12 protein-coding genes are annotated in these 12899 nt (G+C 49.8%); 7 read left to right on the forward strand and 5 right to left on the reverse strand.

The window, feature by feature from the left end:
* Window positions 1-581: 581 nt before the first annotated feature.
* Window positions 582-983: a DUF6746 family protein gene (locus MHN31_RS08955; protein WP_021032861.1), complete on the forward strand. Its 402-nt coding sequence runs from the start codon at window positions 582-584 to the stop codon at window positions 981-983.
* Between the two features lie 268 nt (window positions 984-1251).
* Complete coding sequence (locus MHN31_RS08960; protein ID WP_239444103.1) at window positions 1252-1680, forward strand: BLUF domain-containing protein; 429 nt, start codon at window positions 1252-1254, stop codon at window positions 1678-1680.
* Between the two features lie 83 nt (window positions 1681-1763).
* Here the strand turns inward: MHN31_RS08960 and MHN31_RS08965 are convergent, their stop codons facing one another.
* The 5 genes from MHN31_RS08965 to MHN31_RS08985 form a co-directional block, all read right to left on the reverse strand.
* Window positions 1764-1967 carry a hypothetical protein gene (locus MHN31_RS08965; protein ID WP_010383114.1) on the reverse strand — a complete coding sequence of 68 codons (204 nt, stop codon included), beginning with the start codon at window positions 1965-1967 and terminating at the stop codon, window positions 1764-1766.
* Between the two features lie 195 nt (window positions 1968-2162).
* Complete coding sequence (locus MHN31_RS08970; RefSeq protein ID WP_125558174.1) at window positions 2163-2375, reverse strand: cold-shock protein; 213 nt, start codon at window positions 2373-2375, stop codon at window positions 2163-2165.
* A 268-nt stretch (window positions 2376-2643) separates the two neighbouring features.
* Window positions 2644-3888 carry a uracil-xanthine permease family protein gene (locus MHN31_RS08975; protein ID WP_239444104.1) on the reverse strand — a complete coding sequence of 415 codons (1245 nt, stop codon included), beginning with the start codon at window positions 3886-3888 and terminating at the stop codon, window positions 2644-2646.
* Window positions 3889-3898: 10 nt separating this feature from the next.
* Window positions 3899-4528: a uracil phosphoribosyltransferase gene (gene upp, locus MHN31_RS08980; RefSeq protein ID WP_010383109.1), complete on the reverse strand. Its 630-nt coding sequence runs from the start codon at window positions 4526-4528 to the stop codon at window positions 3899-3901.
* 133 nt (window positions 4529-4661) lie between these two features.
* A complete protein-coding gene (locus MHN31_RS08985; protein ID WP_239444105.1) occupies window positions 4662-5522 on the reverse strand; it encodes a hypothetical protein in 861 nt (286 codons plus the stop codon).
* Between the two features lie 141 nt (window positions 5523-5663).
* Here MHN31_RS08985 and MHN31_RS08990 point away from each other — a divergent pair, with 141 nt between their 5' ends.
* From MHN31_RS08990 to MHN31_RS09010, 5 genes are all read left to right on the forward strand, one after another.
* Window positions 5664-6056, forward strand: coding sequence for a hypothetical protein (locus MHN31_RS08990; protein WP_239444106.1), 393 nt, complete (start codon window positions 5664-5666; stop codon window positions 6054-6056).
* A gap of 154 nt (window positions 6057-6210) precedes the next feature.
* Entirely contained in the window at window positions 6211-6699 is a 489-nt protein-coding gene (locus MHN31_RS08995) for a DUF411 domain-containing protein (RefSeq protein WP_343224689.1), read from the forward strand.
* Window positions 6699-8033, forward strand: a complete 1335-nt coding sequence (locus MHN31_RS09000) for a TolC family protein (RefSeq protein ID WP_239444107.1) — start codon at window positions 6699-6701, stop codon at window positions 8031-8033. Before MHN31_RS08995 ends, MHN31_RS09000 begins: the two co-directional genes overlap by 1 nt.
* On the forward strand, window positions 8026-9729 hold the full coding sequence (locus tag MHN31_RS09005) for an efflux RND transporter periplasmic adaptor subunit (protein ID WP_239444108.1): 1704 nt from the start codon (window positions 8026-8028) through the stop codon (window positions 9727-9729). The genes MHN31_RS09000 and MHN31_RS09005 overlap by 8 nt, the downstream gene beginning before the upstream one ends.
* Window positions 9730-9744: 15 nt before the next feature.
* Window positions 9745-12894 carry a CusA/CzcA family heavy metal efflux RND transporter gene (locus MHN31_RS09010; protein ID WP_239444109.1) on the forward strand — a complete coding sequence of 1050 codons (3150 nt, stop codon included), beginning with the start codon at window positions 9745-9747 and terminating at the stop codon, window positions 12892-12894.
* The last annotated feature ends 5 nt before the right edge of the window (window positions 12895-12899 follow it).

Below are 12899 nucleotides of genomic sequence, written 5' to 3' on the forward strand. Positions count from 1 at the left end.
GGTTTTTTTATGCCTGAATTTTAATGTTTAGCCGAGTGTGGTGTCGGACTTGAGCCCCACGCCGGGCGTGGCACTGATGCAAGTTAAGAGTCCGCCCACGGGACCCACTTTTTATAACCCAGCTTTTTAGCTGGGTTTTTTATAGCTGAGATTCAAAGAACCATGCTGAAGTTAGAAGCAGTGTTTGGACTTGAGCGCATGGTGGGTTAATTCAATCTCCTCTTTGCTCGCTGAACGTGTACCTTAGCCAGCAGTTACCAATGCTGTTTTCACTCAGATCATTATGTCAGTAAGGTGAGCTCAAACCTTTATCTGAGGCGGGCTCAAATCCAATAATCGGCGATTTTTGAGAAAATGATAAATTTTTTCCAGTATTGAACGTCTAGTAAGATCAGAGCAAAGCGGTTTTTGGCCTGTGACGTTTTAATATCGCAACGCGCGCTGGCTATCAGGTGCAATCCCGACAACTTTTAAAGAGGTTCAGGGATTGTTAAAATACACCTCCAGTTGCCGGTTTTATCAGTACCCAACAATTAAAAACCGCCCTATTGACCCTTATACTTCAACAATAGAGAGATAAAATGAGAACTTTAATTGTATTACTTATGGCTGCTGTTTTTTCAACAACGGTACAAGCGAGTGATGAATCGGGCGAAAAATCTATTCAACACCTTAAAGTGGCAGACGTGACTTCCATCGAAGATGCAAGAAAGATTTTCATTGAGAAAACCTCAGAAATTAGAAGCAAACGAGATCTGGACGAAGCTGAGTTACAGCAGATCCACGTGATCACGTATACGCTTGAGAAAAGCGTTGAATTTTTCACATTTAACCTTATCGGCGACAACAAAAAGCTCGCAGATGATCTTGCGGTTGTGGTAGAAAACATCCACCTGAATTCAGAAAGAAACCGTAAAGAGCAGACTAAAAAGCACCTTAATCAGTATTTTGTGTTAGCAGACAGACTGATTGCGAGTTTTTAATTTAGCACGCTGAGCACGCCTTTCTATACTGACGAGGCCGGGTGAACCTGGCCCCGTTGTCCTCCCCACAGCTCCATAACGTATATTTATCGCAAGCGCAAATTAAGCGATTGGGCCTATAGCGTCCTGGCAGCCGTGTCCGGCCAATTAGCGTTTACATTATTGATACGTATAAGGTGTTCAGGCCGGCCCTTTTGTTCCATTGATTGGTTTTGCGCAATAACTGTGTTCGACTATGCTTATCTTCAGGGTGAACAAGGGGGTTTCCATGGCCTTGATAGAGCTTATTTATGTCAGCACTGTAACTGCACCTCTGTCTGATGAGCAGTTGGTTGAGTTAAATCGTTTTTGCAAATCGACTAATCAGCTCAATGGCATTTCCGGCATGTTACTTTATGATGGACATCACTTCATGCAAGTGATTGAAGGTGAAAGAGATCATGTTGAGCGTTTGTATAAGAATATTCAACAAGATCCAAGGCATACCGAAGTGGTCGCGTTGATCATTAACGACCTGCCAAAGCGTAACTTTTCGCGTTGGTCCATGGGGGTGATTGATCTCTCCAAACATCCGAGTTATCGCAATGTAAAAACGACACGGCCACACCGGCGGCTACCGCTCAGTTATAAGTTGCTTAAGTCATTTCGTGATCAAGAAATGGAGTTTGAAGAGCGGGTCAGAAAATCCTTTGGCTAGTCAGTGGCAGGCTCAGAATGCTCTCCATTTTCATCTAAGCTCAAACTTCAGTGCGTAGTAAAGCCTAATCAAGAGCAAGTAAGTTAGCGATTTCGGCCAACAAAGCGCTCTACATTGGCAAAAAGCCGATTACACTTCTCAAGCTGACTTTGATATTCAGATGTCTCTGTACTTAATAATTCAAGGCTCTCTTTTTCCTGGCGGTATTCATTCACCATTCTTTCAAGTTTTTCTTCAAAACTTACTTTTCGTCCTTTACTCGCTGTCTTTTTTGATGATTTTCGCATGCTACTCTCAATTTGATAGATGGGGTTTATGAGAAATACGGGCCTGTCAAATTGATAATGCTGTAATAACGATTAACTTTGTATGCCGGTTTTCTATATGGGAGGTTCAGAAATAGGTAAAAACTTTTTGACTTATTTTTCTGGGGGTCAATAAAGAGATATGCGTTTTACACACCATATCTCTTTATTATTAGATTAAGCTGCGGTGACGTTGGCAGCTTGTGGGCCTTTGGCGCCCTGTTCTGAATTGAAAGCAACTTTTTGTCCTTCAACCAGAGTTTTAAAACCATCACCTTCAATTGCGCGGAAGTGTACAAAAACATCTGTGCCGCCATTGTCTGGTGTGATAAAGCCAAAGCCTTTAGATTCGTTAAACCATTTTACTGAACCAGTTGTTTTATTAGACATATATACCTCGATATAATCGAAAAAATTTAAATTGAAGCTACTAAATCTGTAATGAAGGAAAAGATATCGCAGGGTAAATATGACGAAGTAAATCGAAAAGAAACTGGGAAAGCTTGTACTAAATATTCATTAATAGCTCAGCTGTTTGAGCTGTCAATTACTATACAGCATATTGGGTGAATAGATAGCTATTTATTTTATTTCTCTATTTAAAAATGCTCAGCACTGTAGACTATTACAATATGCTGAGCATTTTTATCAACTTAAGTTAGGCTTCTTGTTTAGGGTTGGGTAGTAGCAAATTAAGCACAATGCCCAAAATGGCGCAAAGGCTCACCCCTTGCAGGCTAAATTCCGTGCTGCCCAGTTGCATTCCACCAATACCAAATACCAATATCAGTGCAATAATGCTGAGATTGCGGGGGGCACTGAGATCGGTTTCTGATTTCACTAAAGTGTTTAAACCGACGACCGCGATTGAGCCAAACAACAGGGTCATGATCCCACCCATTACAGGTGTTGGAATGGTTTGCAAGCCAGCGCCCATCTTACCGACAAATGCCAGCACGATGGCAATCACCGCTGTCCAGGTCATGACCTGAGGGTTGAAGTTGCGTGTCAGCATAACGGCGCCGGTTACTTCTGAGTAGGTGGTATTGGGTGGGCCACCAAACAAAGAAGCCGTTGAGGTTGCCAAGCCATCTCCCAGCAAAGTGCGGTGCAGGCCGGGTTTTTCGAGGTAATCTTTACCTGTGACGTTACTGATCGCCATCATATCGCCGATATGTTCAATGGCCGGGGCAATGGCCACAGGCACCATGAACAGAATGGCCGGCCAGTAAAACTCTGGCCAGACAAAGGCTGGGACGGCCAGCCAGCTGGCATTGTGCACCGCATCAAATTGTACGATGCCAAATGCCAGAGATAAGCCGTAACCTGTGATGATACCCGCCAGAATCGGGATAAGGCGGAAAATTCCTTTGGCTGTCACTGCCACGATTAAGGTGACTATCAGTGAGGACAATGAAATGAGCAATGCCTGATCGTAGGCAACCAGCTGAGCACTGCCGTCACCACTTTTACCCATGGCCATGTTCACCGCAACAGGCGCAAGGGCCAGTCCGATGACCATAATGACCGGGCCAACCACCACGGGGGGTAAGATCTTATGCAGAATATCGGCACCTTTAAAGCGTACCAGCAAGCTTAGCAGGATGTAAGCAAAGCCGGCTGTCATGAGCCCACCCATAGTGGCGGGGATCCCCCACACCTGCACGCTGGCAATGATCGGGGCGATAAACGCAAAGGAAGACGCCAGAAAGACCGGCACTTGTCCGCGGGTGACAAACTGAAACACCAAAGTACCAAGGCCTGCGGTAAACAGCGCGACATTGGGGTCCAAGCCGGTCAGTAGTGGCACCAGCACGAGTGCTCCAAAGGCAACAAACAGCATCTGAGCACCGCTCAGTATGGTCTTGAGCGATGTCAGAGAATTAAGGGGAGTGTTGGACATTCAGGGCGTCCTACACAGTGCCAAAAATTTTGTCACCGGCGTCGCCCAGTCCAGGCACTATGTAACCTTTCTCATTCAGGTGACTGTCCAACGAGGCGGTGAAGATCTCGACATCTGGGTGCGCTGCCAGGGTTTTTTCCACCCCTTCAGGCGCGGCGACCAGCACAATCACTTTGATCTCTTTACAGCCCGCTTTCTTCAGCATGTCGATTGTGGCAATCATTGAGCCACCGGTGGCCAACATAGGGTCAATCACCAGGCCCATGCGCTCTTCAATGTTACCAACGAGCTTTTCAAAGTAAGGCACAGGCTCAAGTGTTTCTTCGTTGCGTTGCAGCCCGACCACACTGACCTTAGCGCTTGGGATCAACTGCATCACGCCTTCCATCATACCCAATCCTGCGCGCAGGATAGGCACAACGGTGATTTTCTTGCCCTTGATGTGCTGTACGGTGAGGTCATCACCCTGCCAGCCTTTGATGGTAATATCTTCTAATGGGATGTCTTTGGTTGCCTCATAAGTCAGCAAAGTGCCCACTTCCTGACATAACTCGCGAAAGCTTTTTGTGCTGATCCCGTGCTCGCGCATCAGGCCAAGTTTATGCTGTACAAGTGGGTGTTTGATTACATGAATACTCATTGAAAAGATACTCCAAATAAAATTTAACGCTATTTTAGCTTAGCTATTCGAGAATTACCCTGAGATAACGCAAATAATTTATTCAATGAGTTAGGTGTAGTTTACAGCACTCAATCTTGGCGAGTTTAAAAGTTTAGTGTGCTGTCAGGGGCGGCTGTACGGCCTGATCAGCGGCGGGGAGTGCGAGGTGAATAATGCGTCGTTCCGACAACCGGTGGCGTTGTTGTAAGTAACCAAAATGTTTGCGCATCAGACGGGTTTGCAAACCATTCCTTTGCGCACGTTCCAGTGCTCGGGTGAGAATGGAAATGTGGGCTTTGTTTTGCGGGTGCAGATAAAAATGAAAATCCAGCGGGTAGCTGAGTACCAGATTGGGCTCGATGATCAAACCATTACTCAATGGGTAATCATCTATTTCATTGATGCCCCGTGAGAAGTAATCAAACCCCCGATTACCGCCTGTGAGCATACGCACTATCGTGCCGTGGTCGCTGGCACTTTCGATGTAAGGCAGCTGATTGGCCTGCCAGATCTGCGTGTCGTACCAGCCGGGCGCAAAGACCCCGACTAATTTACTGTCCCGAAAGGAGTCCAGTGATCGCACGGCATCAAAGCGTGACTGGGTACGCTGATGGATCAATAGCAGCCTTTTGCCAATCAAGCTTTGTGTCAGTGGCACATTAATTTTATGAAATGTGGCGTCGCGTTGCGGTGTTGCCAGCCGCATTATCATGGTGATTTGGCCACTGTTTAGCAATCGGGATTCACGTTTATACAAAGGGTTAGGGGTCATGGTGAGAGTCAGGTTATAACCAAGGTCTGCCAGCGAGACATGCAGCAGCTCACTGATGTACTTTTGCAGCTTAACCTGGCGGACAGGGAGGGTGATATGAAGCTCCGGGGGCGTCGCGTCTTTGCTGATTTGCTGTGCCCTGACGGGCGAGAAAAGCTGCGCAACGACAAGTAAAAAAAGAAGGCTTTGTATTATCCACACAAATTGACTACCCAACCACACAAACTGACTACCCAAAAACCACTGTCACAATTAGTATAGGCAATTTATCGCTATTATTATGCGATGCTTTTCTTTTTTTATTGTTTATGTGAGAATCTGGCCCGTTACCCTGAGGGCCTTATGAATAAATTCACCGCAACATTACTGATGATACTCGCTTTGTTTGCCTTTGTTGTGCAAGGCATGGCGAATGCTGTGGTGGCGTGTGAAGCACATATGCAGGGCCACGACATGCCTGGGACCATGATGACACATCAGCATGCGTCAATGGATAATCACCCTATGTCGCACAGTGAGTCAAATATGATGAGCCATTCGCAGCACGCAATGGATTGCTGCGACGATGACAGTGAGTGTGTATGTCTGACTCATGCTTGCGGTAGCGCCCAACTGTTGCCTGTGGCTGAATTCTCTTTGGCAGCAGACCTTAGCTATACGGCTGCTTTATGGCAGGAAAACCAACCCCCGGTTGCTGTCGCTCGATCTCTTTATCGTCCCCCCATTTTTGCCTGACCCAGGTGAAGTGCGTCTGAAATTCGGCATCTGAGCCTGTTTATCCACCTTCTTTTGATGATTTCACTGCATTTTGCAGTGTGATGTTTACATTGATTCTGACCCGGATATGCCATATTGAGCTGCTGTGGGCCAGAAGGAGACGGAGGCAAGTGTGTCTTTTATTACCAAAAAATATTTCCTATTTCTGAGTGCCTGTTTGTTTTGGTTGCTGAGCCCGAGTAGTGACGCTCAGATCAGCCCGAAGCAGGCTTTAACTGTGTATAAAACGCCAACCTGTGGCTGTTGTAAAAAATGGCTGTCGCACCTGCTTGAACAAGGTGTAAACGCACAAGGGCGGGAACTGACATCGCTCAGTGCAATTAAGTCACGGTATGGGATAGCTGCGCGTTATCGTTCATGCCACACCGCAGTCAGTCACGATGGCTGGGTATTTGAAGGGCATGTCCCGGCCAGGTTTATTCAACAATTTTTAGCCAATCCCCAGAAGGACGCTATCGGTCTTGCTGTGCCAGCGATGCCGCTGGGATCGCCGGGTATGGAGGTGGGCGGCCGCTTCATGCCCTATCAGGTTCTGCTTTTGATGAAAGACGGCAGTCACCAGATCTATGCGCAGGTGAATACCTATAAGGAGCAGTTTTGATGCAACCTCTTATTATCCAGGTAGCCAGTTTGGCACTGTTGAGTGCACTGACATTGAGTGTCACTGCCGTACAGGCGTCAGAACGACTGTCATTGCAAAAAGCAATTGAGCTGGCAACGAAACAGGATCCGATATTACAAAAGCAGCATTACCAGCAGCGCGCAACACAAGCGCAAAGCGTTGCTGCCGGTACCTTGCCGGACCCCAAAGTGGCTTTATCTATGATGAATCTGCCTGTAGATGGCTGGCAGCATGACCGTGAAGCAATGACGCAGCTCAAAGTGGGCGTGAGTCAGCAGTTTGGCCGGGGTGACGAGTTGGCACTGAAACGTCAGCAGCTGACGATTGCCAGTAGCGAATATGCCTTGCTGCGCGCCGACCGCACTGCGCAGATCCGCGCTCAGGTAAGTCAATTATGGCTCGATACGTACCTCGCAGAACGCACCATTGCTTTGATTGAGCAGGATAAAGCACTTTTTGAGCAACTGGTTGATGTGAGCAAGGCCAGCTATGCCAATGCCGTGGGGCGTACCCGTCAACAGGATGTGATCCGCGCTCAGCTGGAGCTGGTGCAGCTGGATGATCGTCTCAATGTCGAGTATCAAAAACGCGACGCAGCGCGTGCTCAGCTGATGTCCTGGCTACAAAGCGGCCAGACACAAACGGCCTGGTCGGATACCCGGTTAGCAGAGGGGCTTCCATCACTTCAGGTTGCGGTTCCAACGCTGTTTGTGCAAGGCAAACCGGATCCGCAGCGGTTGCTGAACCGGCTAACCAGTCACCCTGTGGTGTTGGCGCAGGACGTGCGTATTGAGGTCGCCGCTAAAGGTGTCGCGATTGCCCGTCAGCAATATAAACCGCAGTGGGGCGTGAACGCCAGTTATGGTCATCGCAGTGATATGCCCGATGGCAGCAGTCGGGCAGATTTCTTTTCAGTGGGGGTAAGCGTCGATGTGCCTTTGTTTACCGCTAATCGTCAGGATCAGTGGCTGAGTGCCTCACAGGCTGATCAGGAAGCGATCAAAACGGACAAGCTGTTGTTGCTCAGAGACTTGTCAGGTCAGGTTGAAAAAGAAGCAAGCCAGCTGAGGCGCCTGTCTGAGCGTCAGGTTTTGTATCGGGAGCAATTGTTACAGCAAACCTATGAACAGGCCGAAGCTGCACTGACTGCTTACACCAATGACAGCGGCGACTTTGCTGAAGTGGTACGTGCTCGGATCGCTCAGTTGAATGCCAGAGTGGCCGCAAAACAAATTGACGTAGATGCGCTGAAAGCCGTTGCTCGATTGAATTATTACCTCACGACTTACCAGCCAGGAGCTGCACATGAATAACACACTTAAACTCTTGCTGGCTGGACTATCTGGGGGCGCACTGAGCTATGTTGTGATGACGATGAGCACAGCTCCGTCTGACACGCCGCAAGGCGAAGATAACAGTAAGCAGCCACTCTACTGGGTCGCACCAATGGACAGTAATTACCGCCGTGATAAGCCCGGTAAATCGCCGATGGGCATGGATTTGGTGCCTGTCTATGCAGAGGGTGAGAAGCAAGAGGCCGGGGCGGTCACTATCTCACCTGAAGTGGTGAATAACCTGGGGGTGAGAACGGCTCTCGTGGAGACAGGTCCGCTGCATAGCATGATCTCGACAGTCGGTTACATACAATATGATGAAGATAAGCTGGTGCACATTCATCCACGCGTTGATGGTTGGGTAGAAACCTTATACATCAAAGCCGCCGGAGAGCCGGTGGAGCAGGGGCAGCCTCTGTACTCGCTCTATTCACCGCAGCTGGTAAATGCTCAGGAAGAGTTTCTGATCGCCCTGAAGCGCAACAATGCCGCGCTGATCAAAGCAGCACGGGAGCGTTTAATGGCATTGCAATTGTCGGCTGATTTTATTCGCCGTTTAGAAGCGCAGCGTCAGGTACGCCAGACCATTACTTTTTATGCCCGCCAGAGCGGTGTAGTCGCCGATCTGAAGATCCGTGAAGGTTTTTACGTCAATCCGGGCAATACCCTGATGAGCATTGCTCAGCTGGATCAGGTTTGGGTGGAAGCCGAAGTGTTCGAGCGGGATACTGCGCTGGTTAAGGCTGGCCAGCCGGTTGTGATGACACTGGATTATTTACCCGGTAAGCGTTGGCAGGGCAGCGTAGATTATGTTTACCCGACGTTGAATGAAACGACCCGGACGCTGCGGGTTCGGCTCAAGTTCGACAATGCTGCACGGGAGCTGAAACCCAATATGTTTGCTCAGGTGCAGATCCAGGCGGGCAGCAAAGCAGACACCATGCTGGTGCCGAGCGAGGCGGTGATCCGCACCGGTAAGCAGGACAGAGTGGTTGTTGCGCTGGGCGAGGGACGCTTTAAGTCGGTCGCAGTGACTTTAGGCCGGGTCGGCCTAGAACAGACTGAGATCCTGGAGGGGCTGCAACAGGATGATCGGGTCGTTACATCGGCTCAGTTTCTGATTGATTCAGAGTCCAGCAAAAGCTCCGACTTTAAGCGCATGAGTGCTGATGCAAAACCGACTCAGGTCTGGATGGCCGGTACGGTGAATCACTATGAGGCGCAGTCAAACTTGATCAATATTACCCATGATGCCGTGCCCGAGTGGGAATGGCCAGAAATGACCATGGACTTTCAGCTGGCTGATAAGCTCGATAGCAGTGCGCTTAAAACCGGACAGTCGCTTCATTTTGAGGTCACGAAAACGGATGCCGGGTATGAAATCACTACCATTCATATAATGGCTGAACAGACCCTACCAACGGCGACCGTGGGGGGCCACATCAAGGCAATAGACGCCGAGTCTCGCATCGCCACTATCCATCGCGGCGCCATTGAAAAATGGGGGCGTGACCCGGCCACGATGGACTTCGTCATAGCCGAGGATATCGACTTGAAGGCGTTTAACGTTGGTGATCAGATAATCTTTACCTTTGAGGTGGGGGATGACTTTGTTGTAACCGAGATGCAGCACGGTGAGCAAGCCCCGGCTATGTCTGATCATGCACACCATTAAGCCAGGAGGACAATCATGATAGCAGCAGTCATAACCTGGTCTTTGCACAATCGTGTGCTGGTCCTGCTGAGCACTTTGATGCTGGTGGCAGGCGGTTTATTTGCCGTTAAGCAAACGCCGGTTGATGCCATTCCGGATCTGTCGGATGTGCAGGTGATCGTAAAAACCAGTTATCCGGGTCAATCGCCACAGGTGGTCCAGGATCAGGTGACTTTCCCGCTCACCACCGCCATGTTGTCGGTGCCCGGCGCAACCACAGTGCGGGGTTACTCCTTTTATGGTGATTCCTATGTGTATGTGATTTTCGATGACGACACCGATCTCTACTGGGCGCGCAGCCGGGTACTGGAATACCTTAGTCAGGCAGCCAACTTATTGCCATCAACTGCCAAGCCACAACTTGGGCCGGACGCGACCGGCGTAGGCTGGGTGTATATTTATGCCCTGACCGACCGCTCGGGTCAGCATGACATCAGTCAGCTGCGCAGCCTCCAGGACTGGTTTTTGAAATACGAGTTACAAACGGTACCGGGGGTATCCGAAGTCGCGTCGGTGGGCGGCATGGTAAAGCAATATCAGGTACAAGTTGACCCGGATAAACTGCGTGCCTATGGGTTGCCTTTGAGCCATATTCAGCAGGCACTGCAACGGGGCAACCAGGAAACCGGGGCGTCTGTGATTGAAATGGCGGAAGCCGAATATATGGTCACGGCTACCGGATACATTCGCTCCGTGACTGATATTGCTCAGATCCCTCTTGGCCTCAATGCACAAGGGACCGCACTGACCATGGGAGATGTGGCACAGATCACGCTCGGCCCGCAAATGCGCCGGGGCATTGCCGAACTCAATGGCGAAGGCGAAGTAGTCGGTGGCGTCGTGGTGATGCGCTTTGGCGAAAATGCTCAGCAAACCATTGCTGGCGTGAAGGCCCGGCTCGCTGAGTTGCAAGCGTCCTTACCTGAGGGGGTTGAGGTCGTTACTGTGTATGATCGCAGTCAGCTGATTGAGCGGGCAGTGGATAATTTATGGCAGAAACTGCTTGAAGAGTTGCTGGTCGTAGCTGTGATTTGTGTGGCCTTCCTGTTCCATTTACGCTCTTCGCTGGTGGCCGTGATCACCTTACCGCTGGGGATATTGGTGGCCTTTATCGTGATGTACTTTCAGGGGATTAACGCCAACATCATGTCGCTTGGCGGCATTGCCATTGCCATTGGTGCGATGACGGATGGCGCCATTGTGATGATAGAAAACCTCCACAAGCACATGGAAAAGACCCCGTTAACCGATGACAATCGCTGGCAAATAGTGGCAAAAGCGGCGACTGAAGTCGGGCCTGCCTTGTTCTTCAGCTTGCTTATCATTACCGTATCGTTCTTACCGGTGTTTATTCTTGAGGCGCAGGAGGGGCGCATGTTTGCACCTTTGGCGTATACCAAAACCTATGCCATGGCAGCTGCGGCCGGACTGGCCATTACCTTGGTGCCGGTGCTGATGGGATATTTTATTCGGGGAAAAGTCACGCCTGAGCGCAAAAATCCGCTTAACCGTTTGCTGATTGCTGCGTATATGCCGTTGCTTCGTCAGGTCATGCGTTTTCCTAAAACCACGTTGTTAGCGGCAGTGACGCTGACCGTGGTAGGGTTTTACCCGCTGAATAAAATTGGCAGCGAGTTTATTCCGCCCCTGGATGAGGGCGACCTCATGTATATGCCAACCACGTATCCGGGGATTTCTATCGGTAAAGCGCGTGAGCTGTTACAGCAAACAGATAAGCTTATTGCCACGGTGCCGGAAGTGGAGAATGTATTTGGTAAAGTCGGGCGTGCTGAGTCGGCCACCGATCCGGCGCCATTGACTATGATTGAGACCTTTATTCAGCTTAAGCCACGTAGCGAATGGCGAGAGGGGATGACGACCGACAAGCTTAAAGCAGAGCTGGACCGCCTGGTAAAACTGCCAGGAGTTAGTAATGCCTGGGTGATGCCAATCAAAACCCGTATCGACATGCTGGCAACGGGGATCAAAACGCCGGTGGGGGTCAAGATTGCAGGTCCGGATCTGGCCGTGATTGAATCTCTGGGCCAGCGTCTTGAAAGCATTCTTAAAACAGTGCCTGGCACCGCTTCGGTGTATTCAGAGCGCGTTGCTGGTGGGCGCTATATCAAAGTGGATATTCGTCGCGAGCAGGCTAGCCGCTTTGGACTTAATATTGCTGACGTACAGCAGGTTGTGGCCACCGCAATTGGCGGCATGAATGTCACACAAATTGTGGAAGGACAGGAGCGATATCCGGTTAATCTGCGCTATCCACAGGATTACCGCAGCTCGCCTGAACAGCTGGCTCGTTTGCCTATCGTGACGCCCACAGGGCAGCGGATCGCCCTTGGTGATGTCGCGGATGTCTACGTAGAAAGCGGTGCGCCGGGGATCAAAAGTGAAAATGCCAGGATTAATGGCTGGACCTTTGTTGATATCGATGGGGTTGATTTGGGCAGTTATGTTGAACAGGCACGTAGTGTGGTCACCGAGGAACTGGATTTACCTGCCGGATACTCACTGAACTGGGCTGGCCAGTATGAGTATATGATCCGCGCACAGGAAAAGCTCAGCTACGTACTGCCGCTGACATTAGCGATCATCATGTTGCTCTTATATCTCAATTTCCGTCGATTTGGAGAGGTAGCGTTGATCCTGCTGACTTTGCCCATGGCTACCATCGGGGGCTTGTGGTTAATGTACTTGCAAGGCTTTAACTTCTCCGTTGCCGTTGGTGTCGGCTTTATTGCACTGGCCGGTGTCGCGGTTGAAATAGGGGTGATCATGCTGGTATATCTGGAACAAGCTTTTAAAGACTTACAAAGTGAGGCGCAATCACGCCAGGCGCCTGTCAGTGAGTCGCAGTATATCGAGGCTTTGTTGCACGGCGCTGCGCTGCGAGTTCGACCTGTGATGATGACAGTATCGACGATCATTATCGGCTTACTGCCCATCTTATATGGTACGGGCACGGGGTCTGAAATTATGAGCCGGATTGCCGCGCCTATGGTGGGTGGCATGTTGAGTGCGTTGGTGTTAGCGTTATTGGTATTGCCTGTGTGCTATAGCCTGATGAAAAAGCCGGCGTTGCGACAGTTCAACGCGCACATGCAACAGCATAATTAACTGCA

This window comes from Pseudoalteromonas sp. McH1-42 (assembly GCF_022347845.1).
Classification (GTDB): domain Bacteria; phylum Pseudomonadota; class Gammaproteobacteria; order Enterobacterales; family Alteromonadaceae; genus Pseudoalteromonas; species Pseudoalteromonas rubra_D.